The sequence below is a fragment of the Accumulibacter sp. genome (assembly GCF_029255285.1).
GTDB lineage: Bacteria > Pseudomonadota > Gammaproteobacteria > Burkholderiales > Rhodocyclaceae > Accumulibacter.
On sequence record NZ_JAPUVI010000095.1, the window covers coordinates 114,501 to 137,079 of the forward strand.

The following is a 22,579-nucleotide window of genomic DNA, read 5'->3' on the forward strand; positions in this document are numbered from 1 at the left end:
GCGCGCTGCCAGGAAGCTTGACACCATGCCGATTTCAATCGATGCGTGCGTCGCCCAGCATCGCGGTGATCGCCGTGAGCAGCAGGATCGGGTGGCAATCGTACCGCATCCCAGCGGCGGTGGTGTCGCGCTGGCCGTAGTGGCGGACGGCATGGGCGGTCACACGGGCGGCACGATTGCTGCTCAGCAAGTCATCCACACGGCGCGCAACAACCTTGAGCGATTCTCGGCGCGAACCGAGTCGGCGCGCGTCTTGCTGGAATCGAGCATCAGTGAAGCGCACATGTTGATCAAGGCCTGTCGCTTCATCAACGAAAAAGACCCGCACAGCACGGTCGTGATGTTGCTTCTTCAGCCCGGGAAAGTGAGCTGGGCGCACTGCGGAGACAGTCGCTTCTACCATTTTCGTGGCGACAGCCTGGTTTTTCGCAGTACCGACCACTCTTACGTCGCGCAACTCGTAGTACAAGGTAAGATCACCCCCGAACAGGCCATCGTGCATCCCAACCGGAACATTCTGCTGACTTCACTGGGGGGTGTCGAAGCGCCCAAGGTCGCTTTTGGCGAGGCCGAGGGATTGCAGGCGGGCGATACTTTTCTGCTTTGCTCGGACGGCCTCTGGGGCTATTTCACCGATCAGGAACTGGCTTGGGTGATCGACGGCGCGTCCTCGGCGCGGGAGGCCTCGGAATTGCTGATTGGCCGGGCCCGGGCGATGGGCAAGGGAGACGGTGACAATATCTCGCTGGCCATCCTCAAGCTCGTGGAAACGCCGTCGGCGCGTGACGTGGCTAGCGGCAGCCGATCACTTCCGCCCCAGTCCGCCAAGTAGTGCGGCGACGGGACGGCGTGGCTTGTGCGGATGTTCGACATGGCCCAAGGACTTGCCGGCGTCGTTGTCAACTCCAACGGCTGGTGGCAGCGGAGCGGAGCATTCGTAGGGTTTGCTGAAGTCGAAGCCATCGGCCGTGATGTGCGGCGCGCGACGGGAACTGCCCGGACGTTCCGTCGCCTCGCGCCGCGCGTCAACGCGTGGCGGTGCGCGTTCACCGCGCGCCTTCGATGCCGGTAGCGCGGTGGCGGGCGACCAGCGTCGCCGCTGCTGGTCGCCCGGCGGGTAAATGTAGTCGTACTCCGGCTCGAAACCGGGGACGACGACCTGCTCGACCCGAATCTTGATCAGCTTCTCGATGTCGACCAGATACTGGACTTCGCTTGCCGAAACCAGCGAAATCGCCGTTCCCGGTTTACCGGCCCGACCGGTTCGCCCGATGCGGTGGATGTAATCCTCGGGCGTCCGCGGCAGCTCGAAATTGATGACATGCGGCAATTCGTCGATATCGAGGCCGCGCGCGGCGACATCGGTTGCCACCAGTACCAGTACCGAGCCATCCTTGAAAGCTTCGAGCGCCTTCAAGCGCTCCTGCTGACTCTTGTCACCGTGGATCGAGTCGGCCGCGATCCCCGCCCGCTGTAGTTCACGTGCGAGTTTGTTGGTTTCGATCTTGGTGCGCGTAAACACCAGGACCTGATTGACGTCGGACGATCTCAGGAGCTTGGTCAGCAAAGCACGCTTGGCTTCCGCCGCCACCGGATGTACGCGGTGGGTGATCGTCTCCGAAACCGTGTTGCGCCTGGCGACCTCGATCAAGACCGGAGACTTGAGCATACGATCGGCCAGCTTCTTGATCTCTTCCGAGAAAGTCGCCGAAAAGAGCAGGCTCTGGCGTCGCTGTGGCAGCAGATTGATGATGCGGGTCACGTCGGGGATGAAGCCCATGTCAAGCATGCGATCGGCCTCGTCGAGCACCAGCGCCTGGACGCTGGCGAAGTTGAGGCATTTCTGCTCGATCAGGTCGAGTAGCCGGCCGGGTGTCGCCACGAGGACTTCGACGCCCAGACGAACCTCGGCAATCTGCGGCTTGATGTCGACGCCGCCGAATACGCAGGCACTCCTCAGCGCGACATACTTGCTGTAGCCTCTGACCGCTTCGTGCACCTGGATTGCGAGTTCGCGGGTCGGTGCCAGCATCAATACGCGTACCGGATGGCGCGCCGGCGACGGACTCGGGCTGGCGAAGGGTAGGATGCGCTGCAGCAAGGGCAGCGTGAAGGCCGCCGTCTTGCCGGTGCCGGTCTGCGCGCCGCCCATCAGATCCTGGCCAGCAAGGACAATCGGTATGGCTTGTGCCTGGATCGGCGTCGGCTCGGTGTAGCCCTGTTCGGCGATGGCTTTCAGCAGATCAGGGGTCAGACCGAGTTCATCAAAACGCATGGGCAGAGCCTCAAAATCAGCCAAAACAGTCCAAAATCAATGGGATCAAGCGCTTATTATACATTGAATGGCTGCCCGGGGTTTCGCCGTTTACTGCGCATCAAGGCTCTGCAGAGCTCGCTCGGCCGCCGCGTCGAAGGTGGCGATACGGGAGACGACCTGCGCTCGCTTGGCGGCGATCTGCTCGTCGAGAGTGGAGGGGGCGATGGCCACCGCGTAACCCCAGTCCGGATTGAACAAAAGAACCGTTCCCGACGCCGGATTTCGCCAGCAGCAGAGGCCGCACACGGCTTCCTGTTCCGATGCCCGAAAACGCAGCCAATCACCCACCTGCCAGCTACTCGATGCGCCCTGATGGGTGCGGGTATTCGCCGTGACCAGGTAATGGATTCGCATTCCACTGCCGGTAAGTAGCCGCGGTCCTTGCTTCGGGCTGGCGGTGGCGCTCGACCCGGTGAGTGTCCTGTTGTCCGATGCGCCGGACGGGATCGCTGGCTGGCCACGCAGGGCCGCAGTCTGCAAGTCGAACAAACAGTTGAGGAATGGCGCCCGCTCTGCCGCCGAAACACCGATCGCATCGAGCCCGGCGCCGATCCGCCTGACCAGCGACGATGCTTGTCCAGCGAGTCGCTTGCGTTCTTCCGCCGTTTCCTTGGGCAGTACGCTCCAGATCAGATCCTCGCCGGTGGCGCTGTCCTCTTGCCAGCGTTTGCCTTCGCTACCCCCTTCGAGTGCGGCGGTGATCATCACTCGCAACCAGTAGCGGTCGAGGAAGGAGGCGATCTCGGGCGAGCGATTGCGTGCCAGGCTGGTGCGCAGCCAATCACGAGCGAGTTGTTCGGCGTGTTGGCGGGTCTCGTGCGTCGCCAGCAGTAGCGCATACGCTTCGCCGGCCAGCCGTACCTCACGGTCGCGCGCATCGATCAGGCTTCCGAGTTCGGCAAGATAGGGATCCAGTCCTCCGCTGTTCGCCGAGAGAGTTTCGCGCACAGCGGCGCTCAAAGCCGCCAGGCGCTGGCAGACCGGGTGTTCTCTTCCGGCTTGTCGAGGCAGTCCAACCGCCGCCCTCGCCATGCGATTGATCAGCATGCGTGCCGGATGCTGGCTATTGGCGAAAAGCGATGGGTCGATGATCGCCAGCTTGAGGAGCGGAATTTGCAGCCGTGCGATTGCCGCCTTGACCGCGTCGGGTAGTTCCGTGGAGTCGAAAATTGCTTCGAAGATCAGGGCCAAGGTGTCCAGGGTGATCGCCTCGGGAATACCCAGTGGCAGATCCAGATCTTTCGATTTCAGGGCGCGCAAATCTTGACGCGGCAGCGAGTCAGTTTCTGTCGAATCGGTGGCCCGCGCAGTCGAGCACGCTTCGAGGACGCTCAGGCGCTCAAGCAGGTGCTGGAGCATCAGCATTGCTGCGGCGTCGAGGGTGGGGTTGCCCGATCTGGCCGGGCTCTCCGCCGCGGAGTCGCCGGTCTCGGCCGGTGACTCCGCGGCACTTCGCTGGCGAACGACCTGCCGCAGCGCTGACAGCGGATTGGTCGGTACTTCACCACGCCGGTCCGGCGTCTCGTTGCCCGGGCCTCGACGCGTCGGCATTCCCACTGCGTTTGCGGCCACAGCCGCTTCGACACCGCCACGTGTCAGCAGACCGTCGATCTCTCGATAGAGCCTGGGCAGTTCCTCGCCCAGGCTGCGCTCGAGTCGGTCGAGCAGCGTGAGTCTCTGTTCGAGACTTCCGCCAAACTCCCGACAGAGCGCCCGGAGGCCGAGACAGATCACTTCGAAACCGATCGGGTCAGCGGCTTCTTCTATCGTTGGGCGATGGAGCAGCGTCATATAACGCGACCGGGCGCGCCACAGATCGCGACCCACGGCCTCGCGCAGGTGAGTGCCGATTTCGCGCAGGCGGATATCCAGTTCGAGGTCCTCATCGCCCAGCAAGGTCAGTCGCGAGGCGGTGAGTTCGCCTATCTGGTCGAAGCCGTCGAGTGGGCCAGCCGACGCCAACTGGTCATGGGCCTCGCCAAGCTCCCGGCCGAAGGCCGCGAGTGCCGACGGCAAAGAGATCCCCGACTGTTTGACGATTTCGGTCAGTCGGCCTTGAAAAAGTTCACCGCTGGCGCGCAACAGATCGCAGGAATCTTCGTCGGGAGGGACGGGCGGCTGTGTCTGCCAGGAGGTCATCGGTGGGTAAGCGACAAGGGGAATACTGGACGTCGGTCGGAAGGCGTTCCTACGGCCTGGCCAGCAAGACGTTGCACCTCAGCGGGCCTCGCCGGCCTTGCTGTCACCGGCTGTTTCGTCGCTCGGCGAGGCCTTCCTCTTCTTGGCGCCTGGCGCTTGTGGCGGCGGTAGTTGTGGTTCGACGGTCGACAGTTTGTTGTCGCGCATGTAGCCGTCCATGTCCCGCCAGCCGTCGTAAATGGCGGCCTTCGGCAACCACGAGTAGATCGAATAGCAATCCTCGATGGCGCGGCCGGACTGGCGGCAGGCACCACCAACCGCCTTGCCTTCGGCCTCGAGCCGCGCCGCTTTGGTGGCGGGAGCTTCGATTCCCAGTTTTTGCTGGACGGCGTCGCAACCGGACAGGTTCGGCAACAGCGCGCTGGCGAGCAAGAGGACGCACATCTGACTTGGGCGGTGGTCGAGCAACAGAAACCTCGTAGCATCGGTAGCGAGAGTGAATTCTAAACACAAACGGCTTCCTTGGTACGGCCGGGTACCGTTCCCGCACGCACAAATTGGTGCTCCTTGCCGTCCGGGTTGCTCGCCGCCTCCTTGCCTACAAGGAGTGCAACAGGCGACGTGCTTCCTGCTCTTCGGGAAAGGTCTGACCCGAGCCGAGAATCTGTTCCAGTTCCCGTAGCGCATCGCCCCGGCGTCCGCTCTTGGCTAAAGCGGAGGCGTAATGAAAACCGATGGTCGGCGACTTTGGGGCCAACTGGCGGGCCTTGCTCAGCAGGTCGACGGCGGGGGCGAGTTCCCCCCGCTCGAGCCGGATGACGCCCAGCGTGTCGAGTATTCTCGGGTCGCCGGGTGCCAGTTGGTAGGCCTTTTCCGCATACTCGAGGGCACGCGGATCCTTGGTTTCGAGTGAGATCCAGGCAAGATTGTTCAGTGCCAGCGCGTTACCTGGCTGCAGCGCGATCACCGTCGCCAGTTGTCCTTTGGCACCGTCGAAGTCACGGTTCTCGATCAGGCGCTCGGCCAGATAAGCCCGAAAATCGCCGTCCTTGGGATGTTCGGTGACCCAGGTCTGAGCAAATTGGGCCGCGTCGGCGGGATTGCCACCAGCGGCCATCGACTGATGAAGCCTGACCGCCGCGATGGCCGACGGGGCAACGGTCAGCGCCTTGCGAAACAGCGCAGTGGCCTGGGCATAGCGCTTGTCGGCCAGCAAGATGTCGCCTTCGGCGAGATAGCCGTCGGCCAGCTTCGGGTAGGATTTTTGGAAACTGCGAGCCAGATCGAGCGCCGCCGCGCGACTCCCGGCACGCATCTCGAGCCGGATTTGCGCCATTTTCGCCGCCGCATTCTGCGGTTCCAACTCCAGCGTACGCTTGAGCGATTGCCGCGCGCTGGCAGGATCGCCCGCCGCCAATTGGGCTTGCGCGAGTTGGAAGTGGGCGGCGGCAACCCGGTCCTGCGTAGCGATGACTTCGCGCAGTGTCGTCACGGCCTGTTGCGCATCGCCCGATGCCAGCTGCGCGCGGCCCAGCAGAGAGGTGATTTCGGCGTTACGGGGAAATTTGGCCTTTGCCGCCTGTGCGGCATCCAGGGCTTTGCTGACTTCGCCACCGGCGAGGTACCAGCGTATCAGCGCGATGCGCGGCAGCACGGCTTCGGCATTGGCGGACACCGCTTTTTCGACCAGAGCGATCACTTCCGGGCGGCCGCTGCCGGTGTGCGCCTTGAGTTCGGCCAAAGCCAGCAGACCTTCGGGATTGCTCGGCTGGCGCGCCAGCAGGTCCTCGAGACGCTTGCGGGCACCGTCCGCATTGCCCTCGGCCAGGTCGAGGTTGACCAGATTCATCGCCGCCGGGGTGTATAGAGGATCAGTCGCCAGCGCCGCCTCGAACGCCTGCCGCGCGCCCGGCACATCGCGCTTGCGCAACAGGACGACGCCGCGCAGGTTGAAGGTCAAGGGGTTGCGAGGCTGTTTGGCTTCCAGTGCCGTTACCGCGCGAAGCGCCTTGTCCGGATCTCTCTGTTCCAGGTAGGTCAAGACCAGCATGACTTCGGAAGCATATTGCGAACGGTCGCTGACGCCCAGTTCCTGCAAGGTTCCAATGCCGGCCGAGACGTCGCCGCTGCGTATCTGCGCCTGGGCCAAGGCGGCCCGCATCTGTCCATCCTGTGGGTCCGCCTCGGCGGCACGCTTGAACAGTTGCTTTGCACGCACAAAGTCGCCGCGCTGCATTTCGATCTGCCCGCCGAGCGCCAGCGTCAGGGCGTCGGCGGAAGACGATTGCAGAATCGGCTCCAGGGCGGCACGGGCGGCATCCGGTTTGCCGAGCCGCAAGCGGGCGTCGGCCAGCAGGCGGCGGGCGCGCGAGTCGCGCGGTGAGCGCTCGACCACCTTGTTCAGGTGCGCTTCGGCGACCTCTGGGGATCCGTTGGTCAGTTCTATCGTACCGGCGAGGAGCAGGGCCTGGACATGCTCGGGCACCACTTTGAGAACCAGTGCCACCGCTTCACGAGCCTCCTGGTACTTGTTCTCCTTGAAGGCGAGTTGGGCATCGAGCAGGGTAGCTTCGAGGTCGCCGCCCGGCACCTCGTGCAGCAGGGCGACTTGCTGGCGCACCTCGTCGTATCGCTCGGCGGCGAACAGCATCGTGACCAGCGCGATGCGTGGCCAGACAGCGGCGGGTGCGGCAGCGACGGCTTCGGCCAGGCGCGCCTGAGCGACGCCGTATTGACCCTGGGCACCGGCGATTCGTGCGCGCAGGACCAGGGCGTCGATTTCAGTCGGATACTTCGCCAGAACGCCGTCGATGATCTGCGCCGCCACGTTCAGATCCTTGCCATGCACCAGGACCTGCGCCTGGGATACCGCCGCCGCGGCGAGTTGAGGACTCGCCCGCAACACGGCATCGGCCATTGCCTTGGCTTCTTCGACATTGCCTTTTGCCAGCAGCGCGCGTGCTCGGTAGCTGTCAAGCAGCGCGCGCGCTGTCGGGTCGTTCAAGGTGGCCGGATTGATGTCGCTCAGCACCTTGTCGGGCTGGCCGAGTTCCAGCAAAGCGCGGGCCAGCAGCGGGCCGACCTTGTTGGCGTCGTAGCCGGTTTCCCACGCCCGTCGCAATTCCTTTTCGGCGGTCGCGAAATCCCAGGCTTCCAGGGTCAGTTGCCCGAGCAGGAAGCGCGCCTCGGCGTTGTTGGGCTGTTCCTTGAGGACATTCTTGAACTGCAGTTCGGCGCCTCGACGATCATTCTTTTCGAGCAGGCGCTTGCCGTCGGCCAACAGGCTGTCACTGTTCGAAGCCGAGCACGCCGCGAGCAGCAGTGCGGTGTACGCGAGCAGGCAGGCGACCAAGGAAGCCGGCCGTCGGCTCGTTCTCCCGTCGCTGGCATTCGGCTGCTCATCCGGCAGGGACCTGCGCGCTGGCAGCGTGACTCGCAAAAATTCATGAAAACGACTTCTCATTGCACGCTCCGCCCCCACCTTGTTCTGCGCCAAATCTGCCCGCACGCCACGTCGCGGCAAAAAATGTTACCACGCGGCGGTAGGCAGACGAAAAAAAACCCCGCCGGGTGCGGCGGGGTCGTGGCTGACCTCGGAAGCTCAGCCGGCCTTGCGGCGCCGCGCCGCAAAACCCAGCCCGGCGAAAGCCAGACCGAACAGGGCGAGACTTCCCGGCTCCGGAACCCGGATCGGTTCGGTGGTGATCGCGAAGGCGAACTGGACGGTCGTCGCCGCGTCTTCCGCCGTCTTGAAGCCCTGGCAACCGGCCGCCAGGCCCAGGGCCGCGCATTCGCCGGCCGCCAGCGTGCCGATCGGGCTGGCACCGCCTCCCGGGCCGAGGACGAAGATGCTGGCCAGGTAGGTCTCGCCCGCATAGACGAAGCTCTGATTCAGCGTCGACGTGCCGCTGAAGCCGAACAGGTCGCCGCAGCCGCCGACGGGGGGCGGTGTGCCGTCGGCGCAGAGTCCGCTGGCAGGGTCATTCGGCGTCTCGCGGAACTCGAAGTTGAAGATGATCGGGGTGAGCGTCGTCGTCGGACCGGGTATCGGGGAGAACTCCGGCGCCGGAGCGATTGCCGTCAGGGTCAAGGTATCGGTGACCTGGCCGCGCAAAAGCGTATTGAAGTCGCCGCTGATCGGATTGTTGAAGTGGGTGAAGGTGACGCCAGTTCCAATCTGGCCGAGGATCACGCTCGGCACGCCGCCGAAGGTGGTATTGATCGTTCCCGTCGCCGGTCCGCCGCTGTAACGGCTGGCGCCGGTGCTTCCGGTGCCGATGGTCAGCGCGCTACGGTTTGACTCCGCATCTCCGGTATCGACCGTAAAGTTGCCACCGGTGGCGCCCCACGACAATTGATTACCGTCGACGGTCTGGGTCGTCGTACCGCCACCGCCGGTCTCGAACGTCGATCCGGTAAAGTTGGCGTCGGTCGAGTAGCTCCAGGTCGTTGCCTGGACGGCAGACGCCGTTCCCGACGCCATCACCAAGCCTAATCCCAAACCCGCCGCGATTGCCGTCAGTCTGTTGCGTTGTTTCATGTTTGTCTCCTTCTCTCGGAAAATGCCAGCCCCCGGCTGTCATCTAGTCGAAAGCAGATTGCGTGCCATAAACTTGATGATTATGATATAAAGAGAAAAGAGGTAATCACGATCGAAATCTTTTATCCGCTGTGTAAAGTTTCCCGACATTTTCGAAGTCGATCGGCTATCCGCTCCGACGTGCTTTCGCGTACACTACGGCACCAGTGGCACGCGTAATCGGCGGGTAGACCGTTCGGAGGATTTCACTCGATGGCCAGCGTGGCCGCGCTTGTCGACTACTGGCTCTGTGCGTTTCCAGGGCAAAGCGGACCGCGGCGGCGTCGCGTCGACGGATGCCCTATCGACCTTCGTCGGACGAGAGAACCCATCATTCAAAACCCTTCATGAGCAAGAGAAGCAGGCATGCCTTTCGTGGTGTCGCCGCGGCAGCGGCGCTGATGCTGTCCGCTACCGCGGCGGCAGCGGCGCAAGCCGGCTCGGAAAACGAGTGGCGTATCGACAGCGCGGCGGTTTCGGCCGTTCCCTTCATCAGTCAGTTCGTCGGCGGACAGTGGGTTCAGCGCTTACCAGCGACGAACGGTACGCTGCTCGAGGTACGCGGTATCCTCAAGGTGGAGGGAGACGGGGCCTTCGGGCCGCTGCGCCTGTCGGAAGTCGGGTTGCTGTCCGGCACGAGCGGCGTTCCGGCGGCGGCTGAACTCGTGGCCGTCGGCGTCGGCTCGGTAAGCTGCAAGTATCTTCCGGCCCAACTCGGGACGGGCGGACCAACCGAAGTCAAACTTGGCGCGGGCAAGGAGTTTACGCTGCTGCGCGACGCCGCAACGGGCTCGGTGTTGCTCAGGACGCGTGCGCCGACGCTCGATCTGTGCATGGCTTTCGAAGTGGTGGGAACGCCGCCGCCGGCATTGCTCTGGAGCGTCGCCCGCCGGCCGATCTCGCTCACCGTCGGCTCGCTGGCACGGACAGCGCCGGCGGTGCCAGCAACCCGCGGCGCTGCGCCGGCAAGCGTGGTGCCGGCGCCAGTGTCGGTCACACCGGCTCAGACCGGGGCGGCGGCGGTCTCCTTGCCGATGCTTTGGGGTGCGCTGGCCGGCGCAGCGGCGCTAGCCCTAGTGGCGACGATCGTGCTTCTGGTGCGCCGCCGGCGCCAGCGTGAAACGAGCGACGCGGCGCCGGCTGCCACGCGCGATGGCCGCCTGCCTTTCAGCATCGCGCGCGTCACGCCGGCGCACCTGCCAAGTTCCTTTGCGCGTGTCGAAGCGGATGGCGGGGCGGGTCAAGCGCTTTTCCGCGAAGCCTTGGCCTCGATCAGGTTGGGTGAATGGGTGCGCGCCGATCAACTGTTCGGTGAGGCAATCGACACCGGCTTGACGCCGACCTTCGAGGCCGGCGCGTGGAGCCTGCGCGGTGAAGCGCGGCTCAATGACAACCAACTCATCGCGGCGCTGGACTGCTTTCTGCGGTCGCTGAGTTGCCGCGCCGTAACCTCGGAGTCGGCGCTCGTTTCCGCCAACCACCTGGCGGCGATCTACCGCGAATTGCGTCTGCGGCGGGATGCCTCCAAGATGGAAAAACTGCGGGTGCGGGTGAACCCGTTTGCTAGCGAACTCAGTCCGGAGCGCGTCGAGCTGATCGTCCGTCTGGCGACGGAGTTCAAGCGCCGGCGGCGGGCGGCGGTGCTTTCCCGCTTGCTGCCCTTTCGCTGAAGCGGGCCGCGCTCCGCTTTTCGTCCGCCGCCTTGGCCCGCCCAGCGGTTTCGCTCGGCGGGCTTGCTTCAGCGTCCAGGGAAGTCGCAGGCGACGGCCTTGCGTTCGCCGTGCAGGCGGCATTGCGTGATGGCCCGCCCGTCGGGGTCTCGCAAGCTGGCTGTCCAGCCGCCGCCCGCGCGCTCGAGCAGCAGGAAGCCGTAACGATTGACCAGGATTCCGCTACTGGCGGCCATCCCGTCGTAGACCTGGCTGCCGGGATGACTTCTTTCCTTGCTGCCGGTGCCGCTTCGTCCCTCAAAAAGCGGCGACTGAGGATCGAAGGCCTCGAGCTGGGTGCCGCTGTTCCCGACGATCAGTTGTGCCGGACGAGCGGCCGGATAGCCGGCCGGGTCGTCCTTGGCGGCGAAATTGAGCGTCGCGAAGACGTGCTGGTGGCCGGCGAAGACGAACTGCAGGTCGGCCGGCAGCTTGTGGCGCAAATGTTCCTGCAGCGCATTGGGTTGCGCGCTGGCTGCCAGAAACTCGTACCAAAGCGGCTTGTGGAGCAGCAGCCAGACCGGCTGACCGTCGGTCGCCGCATCGAGCGCCCTCAGACTGCGGCGCAAGAGTTCGACATCCTGCTCTTTCCGGCTCGCCGGCAGATAGTCCTCGAAACCCGCGTTGTCAGCGACGACCAGCGTCAGTTGGCGACCAAAGTCGATGCGATAGGCGTCGGCGGTCAGATTGTTGGTGAGCACCGAGTGGCTGGCCGTTCCGTACGCCTGGTTGCCGCAAGCGCGGTAGGGTAGGGGCGACAGAAAGCGCATCCAACCTTCGCCGCCGCGATCGCAGTTCTCGTGATTGCCGCGCACCACGACCCAGGGCGCGGCCTTGAGCAGCGGCGCGGCTGGCGTGAAAAAATCGGCGTCCCAGCCGGTCCAGCCGTAGCCTACCGGAATCCCCAAGTCGTGCTGCGACGCACAACTCTCCGGATCATTGCAGTATTCGCGATAGTGGTAATCGCCGACGTGGATCACGAGATCCGGCTCGCTGCGCGCCGCCGCCGCGGCGATTCTCGGCCAGGGCCAGTGCTCCTGGCTGGCGCAGTCCTGGATCGGCGGACTCGAGCCCTTGGCCCGGACCTGAATGCGGCAGCCGGTATCGCCGACCACGACGATGCGCCCGGGAGCGGCAAGCGGTAGCGCCACCGGTTGGCCGTCGATGCTCGCCTGGCGCACCGAGCGGGGCAGGACGAGCTCGCAGGCGGTGACTTCGAAGTGTGCCTCGAAGGCCGGGTTGCCCGACGTCGGGAGGGCTGACGGTGCCAGCGGACTTGCCGCGGCACGCGGCTCGAGCGGTCGGCGGTCACCATCGACAGTAGCCATTGGGCAGGCCGCGCCGGCGGCGACGATGGCCCGCAGACTGACGTCTCCGTTCGGGCCCATTTGTGTCCAGCGGTGGACAAAGGAGCTATCCCCGGCCGGTTGGGTGGCGCAGCCGGTGAGTAGCGTGATGGCGGCCAGCAGCGCATGACGAGCCGGGACTGCCGGCGGTTGGTGTGAGTCGTCGAACGGAAGTCGCATGCTAGTATCCCTCAGGCAAGCCAAACGACACGTCACAAATGCAGGTAACCCATGCCACCGGCGATGACACCGAGTACGGCCGCACCATAAACCCCGAACAGCATCCAGCGCTTGCGCGTCAGCAGCGTAATGGCGGCCATCGCGATGGCGATCTGGATCAGCGTCGTGGCCAGCGCCCAGCGTTCGTGGACATGCATTTCGAGGTCGCTCTTATGATCGGCCTCCTTGGCGACGGCTTCGAGCTTTTCGGCCTCGACCTTGATCTCCTGTTTCTCCTGCTTGTAGCGCGCCACTTCCTGTGCGTACCTGTCGCGCGCCTCGCCAGTCGTCAGGGTGATGGACAGTTCGGCCAGGTTCTGCTTGTTGCTTTTCGCCTGGTAGTAGTTCCACTGGTTCGAGGCCGCGGTCTTTTGGATCGCCGCCTCGTTCTTGTAGAGCAGAGCGGCGTTTTGCGAGTGGCCGCCCAAGTAGCCAAAAATGGCGCCAACGGTCGACAAAACAGCCGTCAGGACGGCGACGCGCGACGTGAAATTGTCGCCGCCGTGCTGCGCGACATGCTCGACTTGGTGATCGTGCGGGCCATGTACGTGGAATCCGTGACCGGACATCTTTTCCTCTCCTCGATTCGTGGCGCGTTACGTGGAACGCAGGGGCGCGAATTCTATACCAGACAGGCGGCGATCGAGCGCAGTGCAAGCAAGCTGCCCGCAGCAATCGAAACCCCCTTGCCCAGCGGCAGTTGCGGCTCGCCCGGGTTGATGCGGATCAACTGGCCCTTGCTCCGCTCGCCGAGCAGGCGCACGGTGGGAATTCGGGTACCGGCACCGACTTCGATGACCAGCGGCTGCCCAACTTGCCGTAGCCAGGCATGCAGACGCGCTTGCTGAACGTCGCTGCGTTCGCTGTGCCATCCCCAGTCGCCGAACATCAGGATGTTTGGACGGGCGATCGACCCGCAGCGCGGGCAGAGCGGGAACTCGGAGCGCAGCAGACAAGCCTCCTCGTCAAGTTCCGGCTGAAACTCGTCAGCCGACCAGATACTATCGTCGCAGCCGTCGAGGCACTGCAGATGATGGATCGAGCCGTGGCACTCGCTGATTCGCTCGGCGGCGAAGCCGGCGCGCTGAAATTGTCCGTCGACGTTGCTGGTGAAGACGCAGGCGCCGTGCGGCAAGCGTTCGCCGATTTGGCGCAGGATCGCGAAACCCTCGTGCGGTACTGTCTGCCGGTAAAGCTTCAGGCGATGTCCGTAGAAACCCCAAGCCAGGCGTGGCCGTTCCGTAAAGGCCGCTGGATTGGCAATCTGTTCGAAAGCGATGCGGGCGCGACCGAGCGCCGGGTAGGCTCCCCAGAAGCCCTGTGGCCCGCGAAAATCCGGCAGCCCGGAGTCGACACCGATACCGGCACCGGCCGTGATCAACAGGCCGTCGGCGGCCGAAATCAGCTCGGCACAACGCTCGTAGACGGTGGTCGTCAAAGTCCGCGTGCCCAGGCCGGGCGCAAAGGGGCCACTTGCGGGTTGACGATCGCCTGCCGCAGTTCTTGCAGCAGGCGAGGTTTATCGGCATCGAGGTTTCCTTTGAGCACCAGCCAGTTCGACGCATGGTCGCTGCGGAAAATCGTCCGTTCGAGTTCCAGGCGGGCGAGAAAGTGCTCCATTTCGACGAACAGTTCGCGCTGCGCGAGCGGCCGCCAGCCAGGAAAAGCGCTCCGGAAACGCTCTTCGCCGAGCGGGAAACTCACGACCAGCGTTGCCAGATATTCGGGTTGCGTCGCGTTGGCCAGGCGCGCCGAGTTTTCGGCGTGTCGGAACGACAGATCCGGCCCGCCGAGACCATTGAGAATCATCACCGAGCGGGTAATGCCGGCGGCGCCGAGCTTGTCCAACGCTGCCGCAGTAGTAGTGAAGGTTTCGCCCTTGTTCACCCGTTCGAGCACTTCGTCGTCGCCCGATTCGGCGCCAACGTAAGCCATCGACAGGCCGGCCGCCGCCAGTTCACGCAGTTCGTCGACAGATTTGCGGCGCAGATTGCGCGGCAAGCAGTAGCTCGAAACGCGGCTAACGGCCGGCAGGTGAGTGCGGATGGCGAGCAGTATGGCGAGCAGGCGCCGCGTCGGCAGAACCAGAGCGTCGCCGTCGGCCAGAAAGACGCGCCGGATTCCGCTTCCGAAAAGCTCGCCGGTACGGCGCAGACTCTCCAGTAACTCCGCCTCGTCACGGGCACGAAAACGCTTCTGCGGCGCCGTATACATCTCACAGAAGATGCAGTGATTCCATGAACAGCCGTCGGTGACCGGCAAAATGAGCGATTCGGCTTCGCTGGGCGGACGGTATACGGGTTCGACGTAGCGGATTGGGATGGTGGGCAGCATGCTCGTTTGAATTAAGGTCGGTGTGCGGCGCCTTCGTCAGTCAGCAGGCCTCGCCGGACAGTGGATCAGCGCGACTCCTTGATGATCCGTCCGAAGCTCGGTTGTAGCGGCCGGGCATTCTGTCGGTACAGCCGGCCAAAGATCGCCAGTTGCTCGGCCGAGATCTGCTGCGGCTGCTTGAGGACCAGCCAGAGTACGCCTTCAGTGCAAGGCGGCGTCGTCAGCGAGCCCATGTAAGTGTAGTAGCTTCGATTTTCGGGCAGCAACTGGGCGACGTCGATGCTCAGGTCGGGCGGTGTGACATAGTCGTTCTTTTCGAGCGGCAGATTGTTCCAAACGGTCTGGATGAGCGGGTTTTCAAGTCCCTTCTCGAAGAGAACGGCGAGTACCGCAATTCTGCCGTCCTCCGCCTGGTGTACCAGGTGGGCGACCATGTCGAATGACTTGCCGTTTACCCGCTCTTCGGAAGGGCGATGGAAGTGGAACTGGAGGAGCTCGTAGGCTTTTCCGAGAAGGCTTATTCGGCTGCCGCCGACTTCGACCTGAACGGTGTGGCCGTTGTCGACGACGCGAAACTGCGACGGGCGATAGACGAACTGAATCGCTTCGAGATCGACGCGCAAGCCATCGCGGATGTCGATCGGCGATTGTCGTTTGCCGCTCGAACAGGTGGCGTATTCGGGCTTGAGCTTGCTCCAATTGTCGGGCCCGCTGTCACCCTCGTAGGTCCAGTAGGGGGTGCCACGTGCGCTAGCGACGGAATCTCCGGGCTTGATGGTCGGTGATCGAGCGGCGTGCGATCTTGCCGATGCGGCGGCGGGCGGACGTGCGGTCGATGCGACGGGCGGGTGCCCTATCAGTCTGGCCGGCGGGGCCGGTGGCGCTTCGGTTTCCGCCTTTTCCATCACCGGAGTTTGCAAGTTGGCTCGTTTGACCTCCTTCTGAAGGAGCGCTTCGTTGGCTTTGCGCAACTCACCGGCCGCTTGGTTGACCTTGTCGGCGATCTTGCTCGCCGCTGCTACGGCTTCCGGGCCAGACTTTGGTCGGCAAACTTCACGCAGCAGTTTGTCGTCTAGCATCCCCGTGCGCACCGGCATTTCGATCTGTACCTTCAGATCTTCTTCACGCAGCAGGTCGCCTTCGCTCTTGTAATAAGTTCTTTTCAGGGTGCTGTAGCTGCGCGAGGCACAGTCGTAGCGGTTGAGGGCCTCGACGATGCGGTAGTAGGAAGAGGTCTTCGGGTCGACAATGGGCTTCTCGAGGATGATTCGCCCCAGTGCCACCGACTTCCCGCTTTCGTCCTTTCGGACGCTGGCACGATCGATTTCGACGCGCTTCCCGGGTTCGGCAGAAATGACCTGCCATGTCGCACCGGTTGTCGCTGGTAACAAGCTCGCGAGAAGAGTGACCAAACGCCAGAAGTATCGATGCATGCCGGAAGTTCCGTCGGTGGTGAAACTCATCATCGCTATCACGGTAGAGCGCCGGAGAACTTTAGGCGATTTCGCTGACTTCGATCCGGCAGCTTAGTCGCTCGGCGCGGAACGTTGAGCAGAAAAAAACCACCGGCCACGTCCTTCGCCGGGTGGCGGGGAGATGGCCGGCAGCCACAGACCCTGGCGGGCGTGTTTCGCTCCGCCAGGTTGTGTTGCTTGCGGAACCTGCTCAGTGGCTGGCGCCGGAAGCGCCGAAGCCAGTCTGTGCGCGTACGTACTGATCCTCGAAGGCTTCCTGTTCGATCTTCGACCGGGGACCGCTGTCGCTCTTCGAGAAGATGTAGGCGAAGATGAACGCGATCGGCATGGCGAACAGGGCCGGCTGCGTGTAGGGGAACAAGGCGGCCTTGTTGCCCAGCACATCGACCCATACCGACTTCGAAAAGAGCACGAACAGGACCGCGGATATCACGCCACCGTAGCCACCCCACAAGGCACCGCGAGTCGTCAGGCCCTTCCAGTACATCGACAAAATGAGTACCGGGAAGTTGGCGGCGGCCGCGACGCCGAAGGCGAGGCCGACCATGAAGGCGATGTTCATCTTCTCGAACAGGATGCCGAGGATGATGGCCAGCAGGCCGAGACCGATCGTCGCGACGCGAGAAACACGGATCTCTTCTTTCTCGGTGGCTTCTCCCTTACGGATGACACGAGCGTAGATGTCGTGCGAGATCGCCGAAGCACCCGCCAGAGCCAGACCCGAAACGACGGCAAGGATGGTCGCGAAGGCGACCGCCGCCAGGAAGCCGAGTAGCATGTTGCCGCCGACGGCTTTGGCCAAGTGCATGGCGACCATGTTGCCACCGCCGATCAGCTTGCCGCCAACGGTGCCACCCTCGAAGAACTCGGGGTTCTGGCCAACGATGATGACGGCGCATAGCCCCATCAGGAAGATGACGTTGAAGAAGAAACCGACGAAGCCGGAGGCGTAGAGCACCGACTTGCGGGCTTCCTTGGCGTTGCCGACGGTGAAGAAGCGCATCAGGATGTGCGGCAGACCGGCCGTACCGAACATCAGACCGAGACCAAGCGAGATCGCGGTCACCGGGTCGGCGAGCAGGCTGCCCGGAGCCATCAGTTTGGGGCCGAGCTTATGGACCGCTTCAGCCTTCTGCAGCAAGTCGGTGAGCGAAAAGCCGAACTGGACGTAGGCCAGGAGCAGGGTCAGCGTGCCACCGAAAAGCAGCATGCAGGCCTTGATGATCTGTACCCAAGTGGTCGCGACCATGCCGCCCAGAGTGACGTAGACCATCATCAGGATGCCAACGACGAAAATCGCGATGTTGTAGTCGAGACCAAAAAGCAGCCTGATCAACTGACCGGCACCGACCATCTGAGCGATCAGGTAGAAGACGACGACAACCAGCGACGAGAGCGCCGCCATGGTGCGAACCTTCCCCTGATCGAGCCGATACGAGGTAATGTCGGCAAAGGTGAAGCGCCCCAGATTGCGCAACCGCTCCGCCATAAGGAAGAGGATGATCGGCCAGCCGGCAAAAAACGCCAACATGTAGATGTAGGCGTCGTAGCCCTGAGTGTAGGCCATTGCCGTCAGGCCGAGCAACGTGGCTGCCGACATGTAATCCCCGGCGATGGCCAAGCCGTTCTGAAAACCGGTGATGCCACCACCCGCCGTGTAGAAGTCGGCCGTGGTCTTGGTCCGGTTGGCAGCCCAGTAGGTAATCCCCATGGTCAGCGCGACGAAGATCAGGAACATGATGATCGCGTGCCAGTTGGTGGACTGTTTGGCTCCGCCTGCATCCACGGCTGGCCCGGCGATCGCCAGGCAGGATGCGACGAGCAGGATGAAACCCGATGTCAATCGATGCATCATACTTTCTCCTTCTGGGCGTCCTTGATCAGATCCGCCGTCAGATCGTCGAATTCTCCGTTCGCCCGGCGGACGTAAACCACTGTCAGGAGCCAGAAAAAGACGAAAAGCGACAGTTCCAGGGTGTACCCGATCGGCCACATCGAACCTTCGGCGATCTTCTGCCCGAGCAAACCGGGGTTGAAGGCGACCAGCATGAAGAATCCATAGAATAAAATCAGCACGATGGCCGACAGGATAGTGGCAAAGCGCCCTCGTTCACGAACGAGCTTCTGGAATTTGGGGTTCACCCGCATTCGCTGGTACATAACGCTACTCATGTGTTTCTTCCTCCACTCTTGTTTTGTTGACGCGGTTTTACAGCAAATGGACCAGATTTTGACAAGACTCTCTCCTCGCCGCGCGGAATACTAACCCAGATCAATGCCGTGTTCAATTCCGGGTTAGGCGAGTGCACCGAGTATGGCTTTGCCGCACGAGAAAACTGCGGCAAAATGACAAACTTGGCCTCGTCGCCTCACACAGGGATCTCCATGTCTGAACCAGAAGAAAACGAAAAGACCTGGCTGCAGCGCCCGCTGGCGGCGCGACCGACACCGGGTGCCGACGCCACGACCGGCGGCGAAGCGGATAACAATGCCCTGGAAATGGGTACCAAGATCGACGAATTCGAAGTCATTGGCTTGGTCGGTGTTGGCGGCTTCGGAATCGTCTACCTCGCCCACGACAACTCGCTGGGTCGCCTGGTTGCCCTCAAGGAGTACATGCCCTCGTCACTGGCAGCGAGAATCGAGGGCCTGACAGTGGCCGTCAAGTCGGCGCGGCTGGCCGAGACCTTCGCCATCGGCCTGCGCAGCTTCGTCAATGAAGCGCGGATGTTGGCGCAGTTCGACCATCCGTCGCTGGTCAAGGTGTATCGTTTCTGGGAAGGCAACGGCACAGCCTACATGGTGATGCCTTTCTACGAAGGCGTAACGCTGAAGCAGTGCCTGCAGAAGTTGCCGGGGCCTCCGACCGAAGCTTGGTTGCGCGGTGTCATGGATCCGTTGCTCGAAGCTCTCGAAGTATTACACCACGCCAACTGCTTTCATCGTGACATTGCTCCGGACAACATTCTGTTGCTCAACGACGGCCGCCCGGTTCTGCTCGATTTTGGCGCCGCCCGTCGCGTCATCAGCGACCGGACGCAGGCGCTGACGGTCATCCTCAAGCCCGGCTATGCGCCACTCGAACAGTATGCCGAAGTGCCACATGTCAAGCAGGGTGCGTGGACCGATCTTTATGCCCTGGCCGCGGTGGTCTACAACGCCGTGACCGGCAGGCCCCCGACACCGTCGGTCGGACGTTCGATCAACGATACGATGGTGCCGCTGGCCAAAGTGGCGGCCGGTCGTTACAGCGCCTCTTTTCTGGCAGCGATCGATCGTGCACTGGCTGTCAGACCGGAAGATCGTCCACAAAGCGTTGCCGAATTCCGCGCCTTGCTGCAGGCCGACGAGAGCACAGTGGCCAAGCCGGCGATTCGCGAGACCAAGGAAAAGCCGGCCCCGCATGAACCGGCGAGTCCGGTGACGGCTAGCCGGAAGCCCCTGCTTGCCGGTGGTGTTGGGGTTCTGCTGCTGGTGGTCGCCGGAGCTCTCTATTTGTTGCAACCCAAACCGGCAGTCACGCCGTCCACTGCGCTACCCGTGATCGAGCCAGCAAAACCGTCGGTGACGCCGAGCACGGCAGTACCACCGGTCACCACGTCGTCGGCTGGTGGCACGACGGCCGTGCCAACGGAGCCAGCGGGCCAGGTAGTGACCACCGATCGCCAGGAAATCAACGAAAAGCAATTGGTCGACCTGCTGCTCGGGAAGAATGGCGCAACCGATTCGGCTAAGCGTGCGGCGAAGGCGTTCGACCCCGTCGATATGCTGCGCGAAATCTACGAACAACGTGCCGTTGATTTCCGGGTGACGGTGGTTCCCGAGAAGGCCAAGGTAAGCATTGGTAAAGACAAATTGCGCTTCCGCGTAACGTCGCTGAAACCGGGCTATGTATATGTCCTGATGGTCGGCACAGACAAGCAGTTCAACCTGGTGTTTCCCAATGCGATCGATGCCGACAACGGAATTGCCGGCGACGGAGAACTGAGCCTGCCGCGACCGGGTTGGGCGATGACAGCCAGCGGTCCCGTCGGCACCAACTATTTCGTCGCCCTCGTCTCTGAGAATCGCCGCGATTTTTCGGCCGCAGGCCTAAAGAAAGTCGATCCGTTCGCCGAATTTCCGCGCAAGCTGGCCGAAAAGATTGCCGCAGAATCGCCGCTAGGCGGGGCAAATCCTTTTGCCGGCAAGGTGATTTGTCCATCCGGCCGCCACTGTTCAGCACTCTATGGCGCTGCGTTGTTTGCCATTGAAGAGGTCGAATGACCGCGCTAGCGTGAGATCGTTTGGGCTTTACGGGGGAAAGACGCGTCGTCGACCGGCAAGCCATTTCTCGCTGGCCGGAGAAGGGGTTGCGGGAAACGGCGCCGTCTAAAAAAGCGCCTTGTCCGACAGTAGGGTCAGTACTTGTAGCCTAATTGTCTAGCCTCTTGATCGTTACGCGACGGTTTTCAGGCGCTTCGGGGCGGCTGGGATTGAGCAGTTGCGAAGGGCCCTTGCCGACCGGCTTGAGACGGCTGGGATTAATCTGGTGGCTTTGTTCGAGATACCCCACGACGCTCTCCGCGCGCGCCTGCGATAGCCGCAGGTTGTATTCCTCGCCACCACGTGGATCGGAATGGCCTTCGATAGCGAATCGGTAGGCCGTCAGTTTTTCCGAGTTCAGAGCGCGGCCGACGACATCCAGCGACTGCTTGCCCTTTGGTGTCAGGCTGGCCGAGTTGGTTTCAAAGACGATCAGCAGGGACGCGGCGGCCGGTTTGGCGGCTGCCGGCAATGAGCTTTCGTCGCGCGTCACGCTGATCGATCGGGTTCTTGGCCTGGCGGCGGGCGCGGTGGTTTCCGGGGAGAGCAAATCGACTAACGCCCGTTCGTTGATTTCCTCGGGCTTGAGTACCTTTTCAGCCTGCGCCAGCGAAACCCCCGGTACCATCAGACAGCAGGCGATACCCACAACGTTGATGTATTTCATATGCTTACTCCAAGAACGTGACTTCAGACATCGACCGATACAGCCCCGACCGGCCATCGCAATGGCCGCCGAACGCCTAGCCCACCGTTGAATCAGGCAGTTCGTCCGCCGACCGGATTTCCGGGCGGCGAGCGAACAACCGTGGCAAGATAGTCCGTATAGCATACGCCCTTCGACTTTGGCCGGGTCGACAAAGCTCTTCAACGCACGACCGGCGCGTTGGTTACACGAGCAAGCGGCTGCCGCTCACGGGGGGGCGGGTCCTCGCGCCATCGTCGACCTGCCAGTTCTGACTGCCGAAAACCCGCTAAGGAATCTCTGACCAAGCCATGAGCATAAGCCGGGCTTGATAAAGTTGCCGGCATTGGCGAAGAACGAAATCACTGAACAACATGAAACAGATCTCCTTTGCGACGCTGGCCGAAAGCGGGAAGAAGCGGAAGACGAAGCGCGAACGGTTTCTGGAAGAGATGGAAACCGTTGTGCCCTGGCCGGCGCTGCTGGCGCTGATCGAGCCGCACTACCCGAAAGCGGGCAAAGGACGCCGACCGCGCGACCTGGAAACGATGCTGCGCATCTACTTCATGCAACAGTGGTTCAACCTGTCCGATCCCGGCATGGAAGACACCCTGTACGACGTCCCGTGCATGCGGGCTTTTGCCCGCCTGGATCTGTTTGACGAATCTATGCCGGACGAGACGACCATCCTGAAATTCCGCCGCCTGCTGGAGAAGCACCAACTGACGGCGGCGATCATGAATGCCATCAACGACACCCTGGAACAGAAGGGGCTGTTGCTCAAAGGCGGTACGATGGTGGACGCCACCATTATTCACGCCCCGCCCTCGACCAAGAACGAGGCGAAGCAGCGCGACCCGGAAATGCGCCAGACCAAGAAAGGCAACCAGTGGTACTTCGGCATGAAGATTCATGTCGGCGCCGATGTGAATAGCGGTCTGGCGCATACCGTGGCGGTTACGGCGGCGAACGAAGCCGACGTCAGCCAGCCGCCGAATCTGCTGCGCGAAGACGACCGGGCCGTATTCGGCGACAAGGGCTACGTCGATAACCGCCTGAAGCGAGCGGCTCGGAAGGCGGTCGTCTTCTGGGGCGTAGCGCTGAAATCCTCCGCCAAGCACAAGCTGACCGAGGCGAACCAGCGGTTTAACCGCAAGATGTCGTCGGTCAGGAGTCGGGTGGAGCATGTTTTCCGGGTAATCAAGCGCCAATTCGGTTACACCAAGGTGCGCTACAAGGGCCTGGCCAAGAATGCGGCCCAGGTCTTCACCCTGATTGGGCTGACCAATCTTTACCTGGCGAGGCGAGCCATGCTGACGTAACTGGGAAAGGTGCGCCCCCCGCGCCCCCCTCTGTGTCAGACTAGTTGTCGCCTCGCTAGGATCCGAAACAGAGGGCGATAAGGAGAAGACACAGATGGCGAGATACGGACAAGCGATGAAAGATCGGGTGCTGGGGAGGCTACTGCCAC

General features: G+C 62.8%; 17 protein-coding genes. 4 read left to right on the forward strand and 13 right to left on the reverse strand.

Features of this window, described 5'->3' with window-relative positions:
- Positions 1 to 25 precede the first annotated feature (25 nt).
- Complete coding sequence (locus tag Q1M07_RS13680) at positions 26 to 832, forward strand: protein phosphatase 2C domain-containing protein (protein ID WP_300454466.1); 807 nt, start codon at positions 26 to 28, stop codon at positions 830 to 832.
- Here the strand turns inward: Q1M07_RS13680 and Q1M07_RS13685 are convergent.
- From Q1M07_RS13685 to Q1M07_RS13705, 5 genes are all read right to left on the reverse strand, one after another.
- On the reverse strand, positions 806 to 2,275 hold the full coding sequence (locus Q1M07_RS13685) for a DEAD/DEAH box helicase (RefSeq protein ID WP_300454467.1): 1,470 nt from the start codon (positions 2,273 to 2,275) through the stop codon (positions 806 to 808). The two genes, Q1M07_RS13680 and Q1M07_RS13685, sit on opposite strands and share 27 nt — an antisense overlap.
- Before the next feature lie 90 nt (positions 2,276 to 2,365).
- Positions 2,366 to 4,456 (reverse strand): DUF1631 family protein, encoded by a 2,091-nt coding sequence (locus Q1M07_RS13690; protein ID WP_300454468.1) that lies wholly within the window; start codon positions 4,454 to 4,456, stop codon positions 2,366 to 2,368.
- Between the two features lie 78 nt (positions 4,457 to 4,534).
- Positions 4,535 to 4,924 (reverse strand): hypothetical protein, encoded by a 390-nt coding sequence (locus Q1M07_RS13695; protein WP_300454469.1) that lies wholly within the window; start codon positions 4,922 to 4,924, stop codon positions 4,535 to 4,537.
- Positions 4,925 to 5,054: 130 nt separating this feature from the next.
- On the reverse strand, positions 5,055 to 7,919 hold the full coding sequence (prsT, locus tag Q1M07_RS13700; RefSeq protein ID WP_300454470.1) for an XrtA/PEP-CTERM system TPR-repeat protein PrsT: 2,865 nt from the start codon (positions 7,917 to 7,919) through the stop codon (positions 5,055 to 5,057).
- A 138-nt stretch (positions 7,920 to 8,057) separates the two neighbouring features.
- Positions 8,058 to 8,996, reverse strand: coding sequence for a THxN family PEP-CTERM protein (locus tag Q1M07_RS13705; RefSeq protein WP_300454471.1), 939 nt, complete (start codon positions 8,994 to 8,996; stop codon positions 8,058 to 8,060).
- Positions 8,997 to 9,382: 386 nt separating this feature from the next.
- Between Q1M07_RS13705 and Q1M07_RS13710 the strand changes: the two genes are divergently transcribed.
- Positions 9,383 to 10,705: a hypothetical protein gene (locus Q1M07_RS13710; protein WP_300454472.1), complete on the forward strand. Its 1,323-nt coding sequence runs from the start codon at positions 9,383 to 9,385 to the stop codon at positions 10,703 to 10,705.
- 68 nt (positions 10,706 to 10,773) lie between these two features.
- Here the strand turns inward: Q1M07_RS13710 and Q1M07_RS13715 are convergent, their stop codons facing one another.
- The 7 genes from Q1M07_RS13715 to Q1M07_RS13745 form a co-directional block, all read right to left on the reverse strand.
- Positions 10,774 to 12,270: a metallophosphoesterase gene (locus Q1M07_RS13715; RefSeq protein ID WP_300454473.1), complete on the reverse strand. Its 1,497-nt coding sequence runs from the start codon at positions 12,268 to 12,270 to the stop codon at positions 10,774 to 10,776.
- Positions 12,271 to 12,302: 32 nt separating this feature from the next.
- Positions 12,303 to 12,878: a DUF4337 domain-containing protein gene (locus Q1M07_RS13720; protein WP_300454474.1), complete on the reverse strand. Its 576-nt coding sequence runs from the start codon at positions 12,876 to 12,878 to the stop codon at positions 12,303 to 12,305.
- Between the two features lie 53 nt (positions 12,879 to 12,931).
- On the reverse strand, positions 12,932 to 13,747 hold the full coding sequence (locus tag Q1M07_RS13725; protein WP_300454475.1) for a Sir2 family NAD-dependent protein deacetylase: 816 nt from the start codon (positions 13,745 to 13,747) through the stop codon (positions 12,932 to 12,934).
- Positions 13,744 to 14,643 (reverse strand): radical SAM protein, encoded by a 900-nt coding sequence (locus tag Q1M07_RS13730; RefSeq protein WP_300454476.1) that lies wholly within the window; start codon positions 14,641 to 14,643, stop codon positions 13,744 to 13,746. The genes Q1M07_RS13725 and Q1M07_RS13730 overlap by 4 nt, the downstream gene beginning before the upstream one ends.
- Before the next feature lie 65 nt (positions 14,644 to 14,708).
- Positions 14,709 to 16,106, reverse strand: coding sequence for a carbonic anhydrase family protein (locus Q1M07_RS13735; RefSeq protein ID WP_300454477.1), 1,398 nt, complete (start codon positions 16,104 to 16,106; stop codon positions 14,709 to 14,711).
- Positions 16,107 to 16,308: 202 nt separating this feature from the next.
- Positions 16,309 to 17,973, reverse strand: a complete 1,665-nt coding sequence (locus Q1M07_RS13740; RefSeq protein WP_300454478.1) for a cation acetate symporter — start codon at positions 17,971 to 17,973, stop codon at positions 16,309 to 16,311.
- The gene (locus Q1M07_RS13745; RefSeq protein WP_300454479.1) at positions 17,970 to 18,290 is read right to left on the reverse strand and encodes a DUF485 domain-containing protein; all 321 of its coding nucleotides are present in this window, start codon (positions 18,288 to 18,290) and stop codon (positions 17,970 to 17,972) included. The genes Q1M07_RS13740 and Q1M07_RS13745 overlap by 4 nt, the downstream gene beginning before the upstream one ends.
- Positions 18,291 to 18,503: 213 nt before the next feature.
- On the opposite strand from Q1M07_RS13745, the gene Q1M07_RS13750 reads away from it, so the two are divergent.
- Entirely contained in the window at positions 18,504 to 20,384 is a 1,881-nt protein-coding gene (locus Q1M07_RS13750) for a serine/threonine-protein kinase (protein ID WP_300454480.1), read from the forward strand.
- Positions 20,385 to 20,532: 148 nt separating this feature from the next.
- On the opposite strand, the gene Q1M07_RS13755 is transcribed toward Q1M07_RS13750, so the two are convergent.
- A complete protein-coding gene (locus Q1M07_RS13755; protein ID WP_300454481.1) occupies positions 20,533 to 21,090 on the reverse strand; it encodes an OmpA family protein in 558 nt (185 codons plus the stop codon).
- Between the two features lie 392 nt (positions 21,091 to 21,482).
- Here Q1M07_RS13755 and Q1M07_RS13760 point away from each other — a divergent pair, with 392 nt between their 5' ends.
- Positions 21,483 to 22,430, forward strand: coding sequence for an IS5 family transposase (locus Q1M07_RS13760; protein WP_300454482.1), 948 nt, complete (start codon positions 21,483 to 21,485; stop codon positions 22,428 to 22,430).
- Positions 22,431 to 22,579 lie beyond the last annotated feature (149 nt).

Bases quoted from the DNA above. Each gene is read 5' to 3' on its own strand.
- Q1M07_RS13680 (WP_300454466.1), top strand. From the start codon at position 26: ATGCCGATTTCAATCGATGCGTGCGTCGCCCAGCATCGCGGTGATCGC.
- Q1M07_RS13685 (WP_300454467.1), bottom strand. From the start codon at position 2,275: ATGCGTTTTGATGAACTCGGTCTGACCCCTGATCTGCTGAAAGCCATC.
- Q1M07_RS13690 (WP_300454468.1), bottom strand. From the start codon at position 4,456: ATGACCTCCTGGCAGACACAGCCGCCCGTCCCTCCCGACGAAGATTCC.
- prsT (WP_300454470.1), bottom strand. From the start codon at position 7,919: ATGAGAAGTCGTTTTCATGAATTTTTGCGAGTCACGCTGCCAGCGCGC.
- Q1M07_RS13705 (WP_300454471.1), bottom strand. From the start codon at position 8,996: ATGAAACAACGCAACAGACTGACGGCAATCGCGGCGGGTTTGGGATTA.
- Q1M07_RS13710 (WP_300454472.1), top strand. From the start codon at position 9,383: ATGAGCAAGAGAAGCAGGCATGCCTTTCGTGGTGTCGCCGCGGCAGCG.
- Q1M07_RS13715 (WP_300454473.1), bottom strand. From the start codon at position 12,270: ATGCGACTTCCGTTCGACGACTCACACCAACCGCCGGCAGTCCCGGCT.
- Q1M07_RS13720 (WP_300454474.1), bottom strand. From the start codon at position 12,878: ATGTCCGGTCACGGATTCCACGTACATGGCCCGCACGATCACCAAGTC.
- Q1M07_RS13730 (WP_300454476.1), bottom strand. From the start codon at position 14,643: ATGCTGCCCACCATCCCAATCCGCTACGTCGAACCCGTATACCGTCCG.
- Q1M07_RS13735 (WP_300454477.1), bottom strand. From the start codon at position 16,106: ATGAGTTTCACCACCGACGGAACTTCCGGCATGCATCGATACTTCTGG.
- Q1M07_RS13740 (WP_300454478.1), bottom strand. From the start codon at position 17,973: ATGATGCATCGATTGACATCGGGTTTCATCCTGCTCGTCGCATCCTGC.
- Q1M07_RS13745 (WP_300454479.1), bottom strand. From the start codon at position 18,290: ATGAGTAGCGTTATGTACCAGCGAATGCGGGTGAACCCCAAATTCCAG.
- Q1M07_RS13750 (WP_300454480.1), top strand. From the start codon at position 18,504: ATGTCTGAACCAGAAGAAAACGAAAAGACCTGGCTGCAGCGCCCGCTG.
- Q1M07_RS13755 (WP_300454481.1), bottom strand. From the start codon at position 21,090: ATGAAATACATCAACGTTGTGGGTATCGCCTGCTGTCTGATGGTACCG.
- Q1M07_RS13760 (WP_300454482.1), top strand. From the start codon at position 21,483: ATGAAACAGATCTCCTTTGCGACGCTGGCCGAAAGCGGGAAGAAGCGG.